Origin of the sequence: Primorskyibacter sp. S87, from assembly GCF_049801055.1 — a bacterium.
Classification (GTDB): domain Bacteria; phylum Pseudomonadota; class Alphaproteobacteria; order Rhodobacterales; family Rhodobacteraceae; genus JBNAGF01.
The window spans coordinates 92,692-109,661 of the sequence record NZ_JBNAGF010000001.1 but is presented as its reverse complement, the minus strand read 5'-3'; the positions used below and the strand labels follow the sequence as shown (position 1 = coordinate 109,661).

Sequence of the window (16,970 nt, the reverse complement as noted above, 5' to 3'; positions counted from 1 at the left end):
CAGATGGCACCCGGAAAGGCATTTCTGAGTTCCGAAGAAATCCGCCCTCTGGCAGAGCGTTCTGATGCCAAGGGGGCTTGGCTGGTGCTCCATTGCTGGGGGGTCATTCTTCTTTCTGTGGCATTGTTCGGGTTGTGGCCCAACCCGCTGACCTTTCTGGTGGCCGTTGTGCTGATCGGGTCCCGGCAGCTTGGGCTCGCCATCCTGATGCACGAAGCTGCACACAATGCGTTGTTCAGGACACGCGAGATCAGCGACTTTGTCGGAGAGTGGCTCTGTGGTCGCCCGATCTTGGCCGAGCTTTCCGCATATCGCCACTATCACCTGACCCATCACCGTTTTACACAGACCGAAAAAGACCCTGATCTGGTTCTGTCGTCGAAATTCCCAACCTCGCACGCTTCGCTAAAACGGAAATTCACCCGCGATCTGACCGGCCAGACCGGTGCAAAACAACTGTTCGGCCAGATCATGATGTCGTTCCAGCTGGCGGGTGACGAAGACGCCATGAAGGCCGCGGCCTCGGATTTTGCTCAGAGTTTCAAGGCGCCCCATCTTTGGAAGTCCTTGCCGGTATTTCTGGGCATCATCCTCGCGATGGGGGTGATTGGTGACTGGTGGTGGGGACTGGCGTTCTGGCTGCTGCCGTATCTGACGTGGTTCCAATTTGTTCTCAGGGTGCGAAACATCGCCGAACACGGGGCGACAGAACAATCCGAGGATCCGCTTCGGAATGTACGCACTACTCATGCCGGGCCGATTGCGCGGACATTGGTTGCGCCATACTGGGTCAACTACCACCTTGAGCACCACATGATCATGCATGTGCCCTGCTATAATCTGCCAAAAATGCATCAGGCTTTGGTGGACAAAGGCATTGGACAGCAGATGAAAACGGCGGCCAATTACGGTCAGGCGCTGCGCGAAGCAGGATGGCGGTCAGCCCGGATCTGACCCGGCAGGCTTTCTGCGCCACCGTTTGGCTGGCTCAATTGTATTTTGAAATTCAGGGGCTTTAAGCTAGCCTCGCCATTTCAAGTCACACCACATTTTGTTGCCGCCATCCGATAAGGAGCATTCCCGATGATCAAAAGATCGATCCTGGCCTGCTTGATGCTGTCCACGCCTGTCGCCGCGCAGTTTGTCCCATCCCAGGAATCCCTCGAAGGGCTCTATCAGGGCAAAGCCTATTCCCCCTACGCTCAAAGGGGATTTCCCAGTCAGGTCTATTGGGGTGACACCCACCTGCACACCGGATACTCGATGGATGCCGGGCTTTTTGGCAATACGACCGGATTGGAAACTGCTTATGAATTTGCCCGCGGCGAAGAGGTGATGGCCGCGTCCGGACAGCCGGTCAAGCTGTCGCGCCCCCTCGACTGGCTGGTTCTGACCGAACACTCCGACGGTATGGGGCTGATCTTTGATCTCAAATCGGGAACGCCCAACGTGCTGGCCTCGGAGCAGGGAAAGCGCTGGCACGAGGCGATAAACGAAGGTGGTGAAGCGTCGGCAACTGCGGCGCTTGATCTGATCACCAACTTTTCGCAAGGCACCATGGATCCGGACCTGATCGCCGACTACTCACCGGGCGCCGCAAAATATGCCTCGGTCTGGAAAAACATCATCGAGGCCGCCGAGCATTACAACGAGCCGGGGCATTTTACCGCTTTCATCGGTTTTGAATGGACCTCGCTCTACAAAGGCAACAACCTCCATCGCAACGTGGTTTTGCGCGACGACGGTGCCCGGGCTTCGCTTGTGGAACCGATGGTGACGCAAGGCCCGACTGGCAGTGTCGATCCGATGGATCTGTACACGTGGCTTGAGAACTACGAATCCAAATCAGGCGGCCGTGCCTTTACGATTGCCCATAACGGCAATCTCTCGAACGGGATCATGTTCCCAACCGAGAAACGATTCACGGGCGATACCGTCGACGAGGAATATGTGACCAAACGCGCCAAGTGGGAGCCGCTCTACGAAATCACGCAGATCAAAGGTGATGGCGAAACCCATCCTAAACTGTCGCCCGATGATGAGTTCGCGGATTATGAAACGTGGGACGCCGGAAACCTCGATCTCACGGCGGCAAAAACCGATGAAATGCTGAAAGGCGAGTATGCGCGCGAAGCCTTGAAACAGGGTTTTCTGCTGGAGCAGTCGCTTGGTATCAATCCTTACAAGTTCGGCTTCTCCGGAGCGACCGACAGCCATACGTCTCTGACCACGGCGGACGAAGACAACTTTTTCGGCAAAGCCACCAATGCCGAGCCCTCCAAGACACGCATGTCCCACCCGTTTACAAAAACCGAGAACGGGGTTTTCGAGGGGTTTGAACTGGTTGCATCCGGCTACACTGGTGTTTGGGCCACGGACAACACACGCGACGCGCTGTGGGACGCCATGGTGCGGCGTGAAACTTACGCCACCACAGGGCCGCGAATGATGGTGCGGTTCTTTGGCGGCAGCGGGTACACCGAAAACGATCTGCGCGGACGGCAACCCGCGTTTGCAGGTTATGCCAAGGGCGTACCCATGGGAGGTGACCTGCCAGCTATGGACGAAGCGCCGGATTTCATGGTCTACGCGCTGCGCGACCCGATTGGCGCGAATCTGGATCGGATCCAGATCGTCAAGGGTTGGATGGACGCAGATGGTGCCCTTCATGAAAAAGTCTATGACGTCGCCTGGTCCGAAGGCCGTGAACCGGATGCGAACGGCAAGCTGCCACCGGTCGGGAACACGGTAGATCTCGAAGCGGCGGGTTACACCAACACCATCGGCGCGCCCGAGCTGCTTACCATCTGGACTGACCCGGATTTCGATCCGTTGCAGCATGCCTTCTATTATGCCCGCGTGCTGGAAATCCCGACACCGCGCTGGGTGGTGTATGACCGGCTGCGGCTTGGCGTTGACATCCCCGAGGGCGCAACGCTTGTCGGGCAGGAACGCGCCTATACGTCACCGATCTGGTACGCCCCCAAGGGGTGATCAACAGAGAACGCTTTGATCAACGTCCCGGCACTGCCTGCCCTGACCAGCGCAGCCAGACTTCGGGTGATGAGCGAAAGACGTTGATGTCCACCTTGCCATCGACACCGGGCACCAACCCGGTGCCGGTGTATTGCCAGAACGTCCAAAACGCACCGGGATAGGTTTTGCGTGGATGACCTGCCACTGAACGCAACCAGAACTCGGTGCCACGCAACCTGTCGATCCCGGTGTCGCGGAAGAAATCCACTGTTGTATAGAGTATCGGGCGTTTGCCGTAATGGGCTTCGAGCATGTCGAGGAACTTGTCCGCTTCGGCTCGCACCTTAGCCCCTTCGGGGCGGATGCGGCAGGTTCGCGAATAGGGCGTCCATTCCATGTCCAGTACATGAGGCAACGAAGCGGAATCGCGCGGAACATTGCGGATGAACCAGCGCGCCTGCTCTTCGGCCGGGCGACAGAAATAGTAATAATGATAGGCGCCCCACGGGACTCCTGCGGCCTTGGCCCCTGCCCTGTGGTCCCGGAATTTCGGATCCGCAAGATCGCCGCCTTCGGTCGCCTTGATGAATGCGAACGACACACCGGATGCCTTAGCCCTGCGCCAGTCTATGTCCCCCTGCCAGCGCGAGATATCGATACCGTGGACCGGATAGGTGCGCGGTGCGCGCCCTTTCCAGCTGTGAGGGTCGGCGTCACCGAACTTGGGATAAGTGACCAGATCAGCGGCGGACAGGCCCGCAGCCGCTTGTTCCGCTGCCAATGGATCTGGCGGCGGCGAAGAGCGCTGTCCGCACCCGGCTAGTCCGGCGACCAGACACACACAAAAAATCAGTAACCGCATCACCCGCTCCGTTTCTCGCCTTGGATCAAGGATGCGCTCCTAGCCCCGGAAGGCAAGTCGGGATTTTCTCTCTCGGCGCGGGTTGGCCTATGGCTCGGTTGATGGGAGTGCCGGTTTCCTGCGCTATTGAAGATAACGCATCGAAATTGTCGTTTTTCAGCCTTCGCCCGGCTCCGATCCGTGGCATCCAGAAAACGGGATCCGGACCAGGGAGAGAGCAATGAAAGTCGGGTTTATCGGTTTGGGAAATGTCGGCGGAAAACTCGCAGGCAGCCTTTTACGCAACGGTATCGATCTGACGGTTTGCGATCTCGACCGTGACAAAGTCGAGGCATTCGCACGCGAAGGCGCAAAGACCGGCACAAACCCGGCGCAGCTGATGCGGAATTGCGATGCGGTGATTACCTGCCTGCCCTCTCCTGCTGCGTCGGATGCTGTCATGCGCCAGATGTTGCCCGAGATTTCCCCAAAAAAAATCTGGATGGAGATGTCTACGACCGACGAGGCCGAGGTCAAACGCCTTGGCGCAATGGTAATCGAACGCGGCGGCGCTGCCGTTGACTGTCCGGTATCTGGCGGTTGCCACCGCGCGGCAACGGGTAACATCTCGATTTTTGTCGGCTGTGACCGCAACACGTTCGACCATATCCTGCCTTTCCTCACAACCATGGGACGGCGTGTCCTGCATACCGGTGAGCTAGGTTCTGCCTCGGTACTGAAGGTGCTCACGAATTATCTGGCGACGGCCAATCTTGTAACCTGTTGCGAGGCCTTGGTGGTTGCCAAGGCTGCCGGCATGGATCTGAACACTGCTTATGAGGCCATGAAAATCTCGTCCGGAACCTCATTCGTTCACGAGACCGAGAGCCAGGTGATCCTGAACGGATCGCGGGACATCTCGTTTACAATGGATCTGGTCAAAAAAGATATCGGCCTGTTTCAGGAGGTCGCGGACCGCGCCGGAGTTCCGCTGGAGATTAACCCGGTGCTGATCGACATCTTTCAGGATGGGATAGACCGCTTCGGCCCTCGCGAACTTTCTCCAAATATTATCAGGAGGTTGGAAGAAGCCACCGGGCTCGATATTCAGGCACCGGGTTTCCCCCCCGAGATGCTGGATGACGAACCCGAGGAACCGGGGTACGAAGTGATCCCGCAAGGACACCCACGAAAATCCGCTGCCGGGTAGGTTCACTTCCCGATCAAAAAACTTGGCCATCTGCCAACCCGATGTCGCCTCTGCCAACGGAGCGTCACAAATATGTTTTGGGTATGGGACTCGTCCGAAAAAGGACTATCTTACAGCGGACATCGAAACTGATTGCCCGGTCCGGAGGTCGGCATGAACGGAAAACGTATCTCTCTGGCAGTTGCTGCCACTTTGTTTCTCGCACCCAGCTCCGCTTTGGCGTGGTGGGCGTTCAACCGGCATCAGGTTGAACCTGTAGGCAATGGTGTATTTGAAGTCGTGGCCGAGGTTGGCTCGGCTCCAAAGGATTTCTGGTGCGGCGCTGGTGATTATGCGATCCGGGTGCTGCGCACGTCAGCCACGCAACGGATTTATATTTGGAAGGCCATCGCACCGTCGACGATCAGGCAAGGCCGCAAGGGCGTTCAGTTCGCGCTGCAACCGCCTCCGGGCGCTGACACTTCAACGGGCTATTCGCTGACTGTCAAACGTGAAGGAGACAACCTGAACGCTGCAATGGCGCAGGGCTACTGCTATGACCGCCGCGCCGAGGATCTCTGGCTTCCGACTTGAAACCGCTAGACCCACTTAGCCAGTGGGGGAAGTGACATGAGAACGGCATCGGGGTCGTGGCCGGTTTCCAGCCCGAACTTGGTGCCGCGATCATAGACCAGATTATACTCGGCATAGAGACCGCGGTGAACCAGCTGGGTGTTTTTGTCGGCTTCGGTGAAGCCCTGGGTGCGACGCTTTTTGACAAGCGGAACAAAGGCCGGCAGAAACGCCCGCCCGATATCTTGCGTCAAGGCAAAATCTGCCGACCAATCTCCGGTGCAGTAGTCGTCCATGAAGATGCCACCGACGCCCCGGGCGCGCTTGCGATGCGGGATGTAGAAATACTCGTCCGCCCAGTCCTTCAGGCGTGGATAATGTCCCGGTCCATGCGGATCCAGATGTGCCTTTTGCTGGCCGTGAAAATGCTCGATATCCTCTTGGTATTCGATACAGGGGTTCAGGTCTGACCCGCCGCCGAACCACCATGCGTGCGGGGTCCAGAACATACGGGTGTTCATGTGAACCGCAGGAACATGAGGGTTGCGCATATGCGCCACCAGAGAAATCCCAGAGGCCCAGAACCGGGGATCCTGCTTCATTCCGGGAATTCCCTTGCGCGCGGCCATCGCGCTCTGCGCCCTTTCCCCCAAAAACCCGTAGACGGTGGAGACATTTACACCGACCTTTTCAAACACCCGACCGCCGCGTAGGACCGACATCAAACCGCCACCGGCATCCGAGCTATCTTCGCTGGCCCGGCGGGTTTCGGTCACGTCGAACCGGCCTGCTGGCATGTCTGAAAACGGGCCAGCGTCGTGACTGTCCTCCAGGGCTTCAAAGGCCGCCACGATCTCGTCGCGCAATTGACGGAACCACTCGGAGGCAATTGTCTTTTCAGTTTCCATCTGTTTGGTCATCGGGTCTTCCTGACGAGTATTGAAATTAGTGCGCGGGGGCGGCCACCGGATCTAGTAGGGTTCGGCCACCATCAACGGTCAGGATCTGGCCGGTCATGAACCCGGACCCGTCACAAGCCAGAAACTGCGCTGTTTCGGCAAGCTCTGTCGGAGCGGCGATCCGCGACAGGGGCGTGTGATTTTCGATATCTTCCCGGAAACCGTGATTTTCTTTCAGGGTCGATTTCAGAGAGGCGCTCATGACCGACCCGAATGCAATCGAGTTCACGCGAATCCGGTGCGGAGCAAGAGTCACGGCAAGCGATCGGGTCATCTGATCCAGTGCCGCAGACGAGACCGAATAGGCCATCAGATCGGGGTGGGTCCTGCGCGCAGCGATCGACGAAAGGTTGATGATCGAGCCGGCGGGGCCTTCTTCTTGACCTTCAGATTGCTTGATCATTCGTTTCGACACGACCTGACTTAACCGTAACGCCGGCATGAGGTTTTGGTTCAGCAGCGTGGCCACGGACTCATCATCGGCATTTAGCGGCTCGGACCGGATGACCTGCCGGGCACCGTTTACGAGAACGTCCACCTGATCAAAGGCATCAAGCGTCGCTGACAACAGGTTGGCGATGGTCAGCCGTTCGCGAAGATCTCCGGCAAAATACCGAACATTGCCTTCGTCGGCCTGCTCGCCCAACTCTTCCACCAAACGCTTTTCATCCATGTCCGCGAACATGACGTTGGCACCTGCTTCGGCAAACTTTCGACCGATAGCCAGACCAATACCGTTGGCGGCACCGGTCACGATGGCGGTCTTTCCGGCGATGGAAAAGGACATGTCTCTCTCCTTGGCTGGACTTGGGGTCCCGCAATTCGACGCAGATTAGCGGGGATCACCGCCGGGCGCGAGTGGGTCGTGCAGCATGAAACACCTTGAACCGGTTGTCCCCGGCGATTTCCTGCACATTCACAAACTGGCTCTCCAACGTCGTCTCATAGGGCAGATGCCGGTTAGCTACCATCCAGAGCGACCCTGACGGAGACAAAAGTTTCGCCGCGTTTGCGATGAAAGCCTGACCTAATCCCGGATCACCGGCGCGGGAATTGTGAAAGGGCGGGTTCATTACGACTGCGTCCAGACGCTGCCCGGCCACCCACCCGGTTGCATCCGCCCAATGAAACCGAGCGCGCGGATCTGAGATATTGAGCTTTGCACACTCCAAAGCCGTGTGGTCCGCCTCGACCAGATCCAGACTCTGGACGGTTTCGTCCGTCAGAATTCGGGAAGAAAGATACCCCCACCCTGCCCCAAGGTCGGCGACATGGCGGCCGAGCTTTTTGGGCAGGCTGTCAGCAAGTAGTTTCGAGGCCGGATCAATCCCATCGGCCGAAAAAACGCCGGGCGCGGTTCGGAACTCATTGACTTGCTGCGCGTCAGGCGCGTTCCAGTCGGAAAAGGCATCGCCACCGGCTGAAAACCAGAAGATCTTGCCATGCGCCTTGGCGACAGGACCCTCGACCGGAACTCGTTTTCGGATCTCTTTCAACAGGCTGTCGACACCGTCAGTCTTGGCTCCATCAACCACGACCCAACCGCTGGACATCGCGCAAGCCAGTGCCACAAGCGCCTTGGCCTGCGCCTTCGCGCGAGGCAGGAACAGGATAACGTTTTCTGCTGATCCAGACGGTTCTGGCACACAGGAGTACCCCAATCGCTGAAAGTGATCGTGAAAGGGTTTGAACGGCTGAACCACCTGAACGTCGGACCCCAGCACGGTCAGGTCCTGCTCAGGGGTGGGAAGCAGAGCGGTAATCTGACCGGACAAGGGCAGCCCGGCTTCCAAGGCAAGTTCTATTCGCGGTGACATGGCGGGCTCTTTCTGAACTGGATCCCGACATCTACGTGCAAGATCCGAATCGCGGGATCAGTCTTCCCGCTCCATCGTGCATTGCAATGGATGCTGGTGACGACGGGCAAAATCCATGACCTGCCCGACTTTTGTTTCAGCTATTTCGTGACTGAACACGCCAACCACGGCCACGCCTTTCTTATGCACGGTCAGCATGATCTCGAAGGCCTGCGCATGCGTCATGGAAAAAAACCGTTCCAGAACATGCACGACAAACTCCATCGGAGTGTAGTCGTCGTTCAGCAGCAGCACCTTGTACAGCGGCGGACGCTTGGTCCGGCTGCGTGTTTCAAGCAGGACTGACGCGTCCTCGTCGCCGGTGGGCTGGTCCGACATCATCATGGGCTGTAACAGCATCGCGCGCAGAATTCCGAAATCTATGCGTTGTTTTGGTGTTCCTCGTTATATAACCTTCCCACGCCCTGTGGAAAGAGCCAGTGGACATCCCGATGAAACGTTCCCTAACGACAATCGGTTTCGATGCCGACGACACGCTCTGGCACAATGAGCGTTTTTTCCGGCTGACCCAAACCCGATTTACCGAACTTCTTGCCGATCACGCAGCCCCCGATCACCTGACCGAGCGCCTTCTGGCGGCCGAAAAGCGAAACATCGGCCACTATGGATTTGGTGTGAAGGGGTTTGTTCTGTCGATGATCGAGACCGCCATCGAGGTGACCGAAGACCAGGTGCCCGCGTCGGTGATCCGGGAACTGATCGAATCCGGGCAGGAAATGCTGGCCTATCCGATTGAGTTGCTGCCGCACGCGCGCGAAGCCGTCGAAGGCGTCGCGAACACCCACCGGGTGATCCTGATCACCAAGGGGGATCTGCTGGATCAGGAACGCAAGCTGGCCCAATCCGGCCTTGGCGACCTATTCGATGGCGTCGAGATCGTGTCCCAGAAAACACCCGACGTCTACGACACGATCTTCAGGCGGCACGGCACAGGCGCTGAGCAGGCGATGATGATCGGCAACTCTATGAAGTCCGACGTCCGCCCAGCTATCGAGGCTGGTAGTTGGGGTGTTTATGTTCCTCACGGGCTGGAATGGGAAATCGAGAAGGCCGCGCCGCCCCGACATTCCGCGCGGTACCGAGAGCTGCCGGATCTGGGGTCGCTGGCAGATCTGGTGCGAGACATCGACTGACTTGCACGTCTGGTCCGACAGGCCAAAATCTGCCCCAATCTGGCCGTATTCCCGCCACAATCGCCAGCCTAGGGGTCATAATTGCCCTGCCCCCAAGATCTGGGTTGCATCCCTGCCCCGCATTTAACAACGCGGTCCAAGCGGCGGGTTTATTTTGATGAATCGCTATGCTAGCCTGATCGCATAATTACAAATCAGCCAGTCGGAAAACCGGCGGCGAGAGGCAGACAGAGGCAAGCATCGTGCAGGTTCGGCTATATTTGCCGGCCCGTTTGGGCCTATTCATCGTCACCGCGCTGTTCGCGTGCGTGATGTCATTCACGTCATCCATGGCCGCCCCTTACGCCGCAATGGTGATTGATGCGCGCACCGGAGAGGTGCTGCATTCCAGAAATGCCGATACACGGCTGCATCCGGCTTCACTCACGAAGATGATGACGCTCTATATTGCGTTCGAAGCCGTTCGGAATGGTGAGATCGAGCTCGATACCAAGGTGCGGATTTCCCGAAATGCCGCCGCCGAGCCGCCTTCGAAACTGGGTTTGCGCTCAGGTCAGAAAATCGCGTTCCGCTATCTGATCCGCGCCGCCGCCGTGAAATCGGCCAATGATGCGGCCACGGCGATCGGCGAGGCGATCAGCGGTTCGGAAGCCGCGTTTGCTCGGCGCATGACCCGCACCGCCAAGGCGCTAGGAATGTCTCGCACCACATTCAAGAATGCTCATGGCCTGACCGAGTCCGGCCATCTCTCAACTGCGAGTGACATGACCAAGCTCGGTCGGCATTTGCTCTACGATTACCCGCAGTATTACAACCTGTTTTCCCGACGGGAGACGCATGCCGGTATCAAGACGGTCGCAAACACCAATCGTCGCCTTTTGGGCGCATATCGCGGCGCTGACGGCATCAAGACCGGCTACACCCGCGCGGCGGGCTTCAACCTTGTGGCCTCGGCCAAACGCGGCAACGAGCGGATCATCGCGACGGTCTTTGGTGGAAAATCAACGACATCCCGCAATGCCAAGGTCGCTGAACTCCTCGATCTGGGTTTCCGCCGGGCACCCTCGCGCGCGCCGATCCGCAAGCCGAACCGCCCCCGCTATGTCGGAAATCAGGGCATAATGGATGGAGCGGGCAAGACAATTCGCGTTGCCGGTTCAGTTCAGAAAAGCCTCCGCCCGAAATCGCGGCCAGCCAGCGTCGGATCGGTACTGATCGCAGAGGCTGAAACAACTGACGCCGACGCCGCGACGCTTCAAGCCGGGATCAATGCTGCCGTGGCGGCCGCCGCGGAAAGCAACGCACAGGTCAATGTCCAGGCCAGCACCGTGGCCACGCCGCGACCGGCAGCACGTCCGGCAGAGCTGGTTCTGGCATCAGTCAACCCGACGGCAAAGCCCGCCAAAGCTCCCGCACCGGAACCCGAACAGGAAGTTGTGACCCGGCTATCCACCTCCGGTGGCCGTCTCTGGGGGATCAATGTCGGTCGCTACACCAGCCGCTATCAGGCTGAAAAAGTGCTGCTACGCACGGCTCTTGCCGAAATGTCCACGCTGGACGGGACACTTCGCAAGGTGCAGTCAGGATCGACAGGTTATGATGCCACATTCCACGGCATGACCCGCGAAGGCGCCGACCTCGCCTGCCGTCGCCTTAAGGCACGGAACGTGACCTGCTTCATGATCGGGCCATCCTGACCCCCGGCCAAAGAGCGATCACAGGCACAATTGCCATCAAAAATAGGAAAAAGCCGCGCCAACGTCTGGCGCGGCTTTTTTGGGGGCCGATTTTCAGGGCTTGGGGTGATTGTCCCACTCGTCGCTCAGGATACGCCGGGCATCCCCTTCGGGATCGTCATACTGGTTCGAACGCACGGTGTAGATGAAGCCGACCAGACCAATGCCACCGAGGATCAGGGAAATGGGGATCAGGTAGGACAGAACAGACATCAGGTTACCTCAGGCGCAGCGCGTTGAGCGATACGGTAATGGACGATAGCGACATGGCCAATGCGGCAATCAGCGGCGTAGCCAGACCGGCAACGGCAAGGGGCACCGCGATGACATTGTATACGGTTGCGATCTGGAAATTTTCCCGAATGCGCTTGGTGGCGCGGATGGCTATATCGCAGCTGTCGGCGATCGGGGTCAGATCATTGCCCAAAAGAACGATATCCGAGGCCACGCGCGCCGCGTCCAGAGCCGAGGCGGGCGAGATCGAGACATGGGCTGCCGCAAGTGCGGCGGTATCGTTCAACCCGTCCCCAACCATCAGAACATGGCGCCCCTGCTCTGTCATGGCCTGAACCCTTCGGGCCTTGTCTTCGGGCAATGCTTCGGCCACCCATTTCGAGATCCCCAACCGACCGGCAAGATCCTCGACGGCAGCAGTCGTATCCCCCGATATCAAAAAGACCTCTTTGCCAGCTACTTTCAGCTGATTGACAACGTCTTCGGCACCCGGGCGTAGGGCATCGGTGAAACGGAATGCCAAAGGTTTCTGATCACCAACGGCGAGCCACGCGGAGGTCTGCTTGCTCTCCGGTGCCCCTGTCCAGGCCGCGCGACCAAGGCGAACAGGCAGTCCGCGCCACTGGCCTTGGGTACCAAATCCCGGAACCTCGGTGATATCGCTCACCGTCGCGGCTTTGATCCCCGCCTCGCGGGCAGCCGTCGCCAATGAAACGGAAAGGGGATGCGAAGACGCTTCGGCCAGCGCCAGAGCGACCTCAAGATCGGCCTGAGCATGATCGCCCAGATTGACCAGCACCGGGGCTCCTGCTGTCAATGTGCCCGTCTTGTCAAAAACCACAGTATCGACCTGAGCCAACCGTTCGAGCGCGGTCGCGTGCTTGATCAGCATCCCGCGTCGGAACAGCCGACCCGATGCCGCCGTGGTCACTGCCGGAACCGCCAGCCCAAGCGCGCAGGGGCAGGTGATGATCAAAACGGCGGCGGCGATGTTCAACGCAACCCGGACATCACCGGAATACAGGAACCAACCAAGAAAACTGAGAGCAGACAGGATGTGAACACCCGGCGCATAAAGCTTTGCTGCGCTGTCGGCCAACGACGTGTAACGCGAACGCCCCGATTCAGCGATGGCCACAAGATCGGCCATGCGATGCAGCGATGTGTCCTGCCCGACTGCAGATGCTTTCACCGTGAGCGGCCCGGTCAAGTTGACTTCGCCCGCACTGACTTTGAGGCCCGGTTCGGCGAACACGGGTACTGTCTCTCCGGTGAGCAGCGATCGGTCCAGTTCGGAACGGCCCTCCAGGATCTCGCCGTCTACAGGCATCCGGCCACCGGGACGAACCCGGATCAGATCGCCGACTGCCAGATGGGCAACCGACACTTCGTATTCGATTCCATCCTGAAGCAACAGCGCCCTAGGTACTTCGAGTGCGGCCAATTCCTCGGCTGCCGACCTTGCAACCGCCCGCGTTCGGTAATCAAGATAACGTCCGGCCAGCAAAAAGAACGTCAGCGCCAGAGCCGCATCGAAATAGGCATGCTCGCCGCTTAACGATGTTTCCCAAAGCGATGTCACCAGCGCCAGAACGATGGCAAGGACGATTGGCACATCCATATTCAGGCGGCGGACCCTCAGTGCACTCCAGGCATTTTCAAAGAACGGCTTGGCGGAAAAAGCGATGGCCGGAAGGGCAATCGCAGCCGAGATCCAGTGAAACATGTCGCGGGTTGCATTTTCTGCCCCGGACCAGACCGAAACCGACAGCAGCATCACGTTCATCGACGCGAAACCGGCCACTGCCAGTCGCATTAGCAGATCCCGCCCGGCCTTGTCGTTCTGGGTGGCTGACAACGCTCCGGCATCCAGTTCGTACGCCTCGTAGCCCGCATTTTCCAGAACCGGAATGAGCTCGGTCGCCGTCACGTTCGGCTCGGCTTCGACCATTGCGCGCTTCAATGTCAGGTTCACCCGAGCCGATTGAACGCCGGGATAGGCGTTCAGTTCGCGTTCGACCGACGAAATACAGGCCTGACAATGTATGGTAGGCAACGACAGAGCGATCTGCGCATCCTGCGGCGGCATCTCGGCCATGTCCTGCGGCGCAGCAAGGCACCCCGGACAAGCCGCAGCAAATGGAGGACGCAGCTCGGCTGTCATCCGATCAACCCCTTACGTGCAGAACCACGCGCTGCGAAAACTCTGTCCCATCTTCGGCGCGCGCCACCATGCGGATATTCCAATTGCCCTCATCCAGCTCGGCCTTGGCCACATAGGCATCGCCGTCAAAACGAAATTCGGGCGTGATATCGTCTTTTACATGGGTTGCGCGACCCACGGTTGCCCTCAGGTCCGCGACCTCGACCGGTTGGCCATTTACATCGGTGATTGCAAGGATTACCAACCCGCCTTTTGCATCGGCGCGCACCGACCAACCCAGCGTCTCCTGCGCCGTGCGGCGGTCATCGAACTTCTGCGAAGCGACATAGGAGTTCTTCACTTCCAGCCCCGGGAAGGTACGGACCGCGCTCACCGCAAGCAGAATGTTGACTGAGATGATGACAGCAAAGGAGCCGATGAACACTGCGGCCGCGTGCTTGCCGGTAAAACGACGTTCGGACATTGTCAGTTCCCTTTCCCGTTAAAGGTCGTGTCCTTGTAGGCGCGTTCGCCGTTGGTCAGATCCTCGACCCAGATCCGCACATCGCTCGCGTCGGTGTTGGATGGTTCCGACCCTTTTGGCGATACAATGTATACACGTTGCAGATAGGCCGTGTCAGCCGGCACTTCGACCGAATTGTACGGGGTGCCTTCCAACTGGATACGCAGGGAGGGATCGCCCTTGATCGAAAGCTGGAACGGACGCGCTTCGCCATGCTTGTTACGCAGTCGCACATCATAGGTATTGCGGATTGAGCCGTCCGACAGTGTCACAAAGGTAGGGTTCCGCACCGGCGCAACCGTCAGGTCGATATCGGGTCGAATGAACAACGCGATCAGGAGCCCGACACCGACCAGCGCCCAGAGTGTCGTGTAAAGGATCGTGCGCGGACGCAGAATGTGCTTCCAGATATTGCGCGGTGGCTGGCCGCCACGTTCCCGTTCTTCATCTGAAAGCGCCATGTAGTCGATCAAGCCGCGGGGCTTTCCGATCTTGGCCATCATGTCGTCACAGGCATCAATGCACAGCGCGCAGGTAATGCACTCCAGCTGCTGACCGTCCCGAATGTCGATCCCGACCGGGCAGACATTCACGCAAGCCATGCAGTCGATGCAATCGCCCAGTTCGCTGTCGGCCTTGCGTTTGCCCTTACCGCGCGGTTCCCCGCGCCATTCGCGATATCCAACGACCAGAGTATCCTCGTCCATCATTGCGGCCTGAATCCGTGGCCAGGGGCAGGCATAGATACAGATCTGTTCGCGGGCGAAACCGCCGAAAAAGAAAGTTGTGCCGGTCAGCACCAGCATGGTCGTATAGGCAATCGGATGCGCATTCCCGGTCACCAGATCCCGTGCGAGGGTCGGGGCGTCCGCAAAATAGAAGATCCAGGCTCCGCCAGTTGCCAGTCCGATCAGTAACCACGCAAACCACTTGGTCAGCCGCAGACGTGCCTTCCGAAAGTCCAGTTTTTTTTGCCGGTGCAGGCGCAGGCGCGCATTGCGATCCCCTTCGATCCATCGTTCCACGAGGATATAGAGATCGGTCCAGACCGTCTGAGGGCAGGCGTAACCGCACCAGACCCGGCCGAGTGCCGACGTGAACAGGAACAATCCAAGCCCGGCCATGATGAGCAGGCCCGCAACAAAGTAGAATTCATGTGGCCAAATCTCGATCCAGAAGAAATAGAACCGCCGATTGGCCATATCCAGCAGAACCGCCTGATCAGGCAACGACGGCCCACGGTCCCAGCGTATCCACGGCGTGACGTAGTAAATGCCCAGCGTGATCGCCATGATGATCCATTTCAAGTTCCGAAACGGTCCGGCAACTTTCTTCGGATAGATCGGCTCCCTGGCTACATACAAGCTGGGAGTGGGGTTGGAATCACTCACTGGTGCGCTCCGAATACTGGTAATTTTGAATGTGTTTGTTCCAGATCCTACCCCTCGCAACTTTGACATGGGTCAAAAAGAGCATCTGCGGGATAGGTTTTCCTGAGAAAAGATAGTAGCGTTTCGGTGGCGGTCGACCACGACCCGATGGTGGATGTGCAGATTGCTTGGTGGAATGTCAGTGGGCTCACCCCCAGGACATCTTTCAGTCACTGCAAAGACACGCCGGTCAAACTTAAAGACGCCGGCTTTTCAGGAAACGCGCGAACAGATCGAAAAGCCGGCGCCGACCTCCGGGCTGCGGCGACAGCCCGGAAGTTTCGTTGCGGCGTTACTCGCCGCCGCCCAACTGATGGACATAGACCGATACAGCCCGAACCTGCGCCTCGGTCAGACGCGTGTTCCATGCCGGCATCACGCCATAACGGCTGTTGTAGACCGTGTCTTTGAGCGTGTCGAAGTCGCCGCCATAGAGCCAGATTGCATCGGTCAGGTTCGGGGCGCCCTGATCGCGGTCGCCTGATCCGTCTTCCATGTGACAAGCGGCGCAATTGTCGGCGAAGACAACGGAACCGGCCTCGACCTGCGACGCGTCCTGTGCCTCGCCGGACAGCGACATGACAAAGTTCACGACCTGGTCGATCTCAGCCTCTTCCAGCAACTCATCGCGACCAAAGGCCGGCATTTCGGAATAGCGCGCTTCGTCGCTGTCCTCATTGCGAATACCGTGAGCAACAGTGAGATAGATGTTCTCAAGATCGCCGCCCCAGAGCCAGCTGTCATCCAGCAGGTTCGGGTACCCCTTGGCACCGGCCGCGCCCGAACCGTGGCACTGAGCGCACCATGTTTTGAACACCGCATCGCCCGCCGAAACGGCATAGGGGTTCAGTTCGGAATCACCCGGCACCGAGGCCAGCTCGGCCGTGGCGAGCTTTTCGTTGATGGCCGCGTTGGATTCCTCGACCGCTGCGATATCGGCAGCCACATCTCCTCGCGTAGACCAGCCCAGAACACCGCTGGTTGCCGCACTGACCATCGGCCAGGCCGGGTAGGCGATTGAATAGGCGATGCCCCAGATGATGGTCAGGTAGAAGGTCCAGACCCACCAGCGCGGCATAGGGTTGTCCCATTCCTCGATGCCGTCCCAGGAGTGGCCGGTCGTGCCATGCCCGTGTTCGTTCTTCTTGTCGGGTTCGTTGTTGCTCATTGCCGCGCCTCCTCGGATGTGGCGGGTTTGTCTTCATGCCGGAACGGTATGTTCGCGGTATCTCTGTGCCCTTTGCTGCTGCCGGGCCGGAGGACCCAAAGGATCACTCCGACGAAGAAGGCAAACAGGACGAGCAGCATCCAGCTGTCTGCGAACTGCCGCAGGATGGTATACTCTTCCATGAGTTT

At 58.7% G+C, this 16,970-nt stretch carries 17 protein-coding genes; 6 read left to right on the top strand and 11 right to left on the bottom strand.

Annotation, left to right across the window (positions count from 1 at the left end; all coding sequences use genetic code 11):
* Positions 1-3: 3 nt before the first annotated feature.
* Both ACP15U_RS00580 and ACP15U_RS00575 read left to right on the top strand, forming a co-directional pair.
* Positions 4-954: a fatty acid desaturase family protein gene (locus ACP15U_RS00580; RefSeq protein WP_425043172.1), complete on the top strand. Its 951-nt coding sequence runs from the start codon at positions 4-6 to the stop codon at positions 952-954.
* 129 nt (positions 955-1,083) lie between these two features.
* On the top strand, positions 1,084-2,994 hold the full coding sequence (locus tag ACP15U_RS00575) for a DUF3604 domain-containing protein (protein ID WP_425043171.1): 1,911 nt from the start codon (positions 1,084-1,086) through the stop codon (positions 2,992-2,994).
* Between the two features lie 19 nt (positions 2,995-3,013).
* Here the strand turns inward: ACP15U_RS00575 and ACP15U_RS00570 are convergent, their stop codons facing one another.
* Positions 3,014-3,838: a GH25 family lysozyme gene (locus tag ACP15U_RS00570; RefSeq protein WP_425043170.1), complete on the bottom strand. Its 825-nt coding sequence runs from the start codon at positions 3,836-3,838 to the stop codon at positions 3,014-3,016.
* 199 nt (positions 3,839-4,037) lie between these two features.
* Here ACP15U_RS00570 and ACP15U_RS00565 point away from each other — a divergent pair, with 199 nt between their 5' ends.
* Both ACP15U_RS00565 and ACP15U_RS00560 read left to right on the top strand, forming a co-directional pair.
* On the top strand, positions 4,038-5,027 hold the full coding sequence (locus ACP15U_RS00565) for an NAD(P)-dependent oxidoreductase (RefSeq protein ID WP_425043717.1): 990 nt from the start codon (positions 4,038-4,040) through the stop codon (positions 5,025-5,027).
* 153 nt (positions 5,028-5,180) lie between these two features.
* A complete protein-coding gene (locus tag ACP15U_RS00560) occupies positions 5,181-5,600 on the top strand; it encodes a hypothetical protein (protein WP_425043169.1) in 420 nt (139 codons plus the stop codon).
* A 5-nt stretch (positions 5,601-5,605) separates the two neighbouring features.
* On the opposite strand, the gene hemF is transcribed toward ACP15U_RS00560, so the two are convergent.
* Genes hemF through clpS form a run of 4 tightly spaced genes read right to left on the bottom strand, consistent with a single transcriptional unit; the run spans position 5,606 to position 8,754 of the window.
* Positions 5,606-6,499 (bottom strand): oxygen-dependent coproporphyrinogen oxidase, encoded by an 894-nt coding sequence (hemF, locus tag ACP15U_RS00555; protein ID WP_425043168.1) that lies wholly within the window; start codon positions 6,497-6,499, stop codon positions 5,606-5,608.
* A 25-nt stretch (positions 6,500-6,524) separates the two neighbouring features.
* Entirely contained in the window at positions 6,525-7,325 is an 801-nt protein-coding gene (locus ACP15U_RS00550) for an SDR family NAD(P)-dependent oxidoreductase (protein ID WP_425043167.1), read from the bottom strand.
* A 55-nt stretch (positions 7,326-7,380) separates the two neighbouring features.
* Positions 7,381-8,355, bottom strand: a complete 975-nt coding sequence (locus ACP15U_RS00545) for a class I SAM-dependent methyltransferase (protein ID WP_425043166.1) — start codon at positions 8,353-8,355, stop codon at positions 7,381-7,383.
* A gap of 57 nt (positions 8,356-8,412) precedes the next feature.
* Positions 8,413-8,754, bottom strand: a complete 342-nt coding sequence (gene clpS / locus ACP15U_RS00540; RefSeq protein ID WP_425043165.1) for an ATP-dependent Clp protease adapter ClpS — start codon at positions 8,752-8,754, stop codon at positions 8,413-8,415.
* A gap of 92 nt (positions 8,755-8,846) precedes the next feature.
* Between clpS and ACP15U_RS00535 the strand changes: the two genes are divergently transcribed.
* A complete protein-coding gene (locus tag ACP15U_RS00535; RefSeq protein ID WP_425043164.1) occupies positions 8,847-9,548 on the top strand; it encodes an HAD family hydrolase in 702 nt (233 codons plus the stop codon).
* 311 nt (positions 9,549-9,859) lie between these two features.
* A complete protein-coding gene (locus ACP15U_RS00530) occupies positions 9,860-11,245 on the top strand; it encodes a D-alanyl-D-alanine carboxypeptidase family protein (RefSeq protein WP_425043716.1) in 1,386 nt (461 codons plus the stop codon).
* Between the two features lie 93 nt (positions 11,246-11,338).
* Here the strand turns inward: ACP15U_RS00530 and ccoS are convergent, their stop codons facing one another.
* The 6 genes from ccoS to ACP15U_RS00500 all read right to left on the bottom strand — a co-directional run bounded on the left by ccoS (position 11,339) and on the right by ACP15U_RS00500 (position 16,964).
* The gene (ccoS, locus tag ACP15U_RS00525; protein ID WP_425043163.1) at positions 11,339-11,497 is read right to left on the bottom strand and encodes a cbb3-type cytochrome oxidase assembly protein CcoS; all 159 of its coding nucleotides are present in this window, start codon (positions 11,495-11,497) and stop codon (positions 11,339-11,341) included.
* A gap of 4 nt (positions 11,498-11,501) precedes the next feature.
* Positions 11,502-13,682, bottom strand: a complete 2,181-nt coding sequence (locus tag ACP15U_RS00520; protein ID WP_425043162.1) for a heavy metal translocating P-type ATPase — start codon at positions 13,680-13,682, stop codon at positions 11,502-11,504.
* A 4-nt stretch (positions 13,683-13,686) separates the two neighbouring features.
* Complete coding sequence (locus tag ACP15U_RS00515) at positions 13,687-14,145, bottom strand: FixH family protein (RefSeq protein WP_425043161.1); 459 nt, start codon at positions 14,143-14,145, stop codon at positions 13,687-13,689.
* A 2-nt stretch (positions 14,146-14,147) separates the two neighbouring features.
* Complete coding sequence (gene ccoG / locus ACP15U_RS00510) at positions 14,148-15,575, bottom strand: cytochrome c oxidase accessory protein CcoG (protein WP_425043160.1); 1,428 nt, start codon at positions 15,573-15,575, stop codon at positions 14,148-14,150.
* Between the two features lie 331 nt (positions 15,576-15,906).
* Positions 15,907-16,782: a cytochrome-c oxidase, cbb3-type subunit III gene (gene ccoP / locus ACP15U_RS00505; protein WP_425043159.1), complete on the bottom strand. Its 876-nt coding sequence runs from the start codon at positions 16,780-16,782 to the stop codon at positions 15,907-15,909.
* The gene (locus tag ACP15U_RS00500; protein WP_425043158.1) at positions 16,779-16,964 is read right to left on the bottom strand and encodes a cbb3-type cytochrome oxidase subunit 3; all 186 of its coding nucleotides are present in this window, start codon (positions 16,962-16,964) and stop codon (positions 16,779-16,781) included. Before ACP15U_RS00500 ends, ccoP begins: the two co-directional genes overlap by 4 nt.
* Between the last annotated feature and the right edge of the window lie 6 nt (positions 16,965-16,970).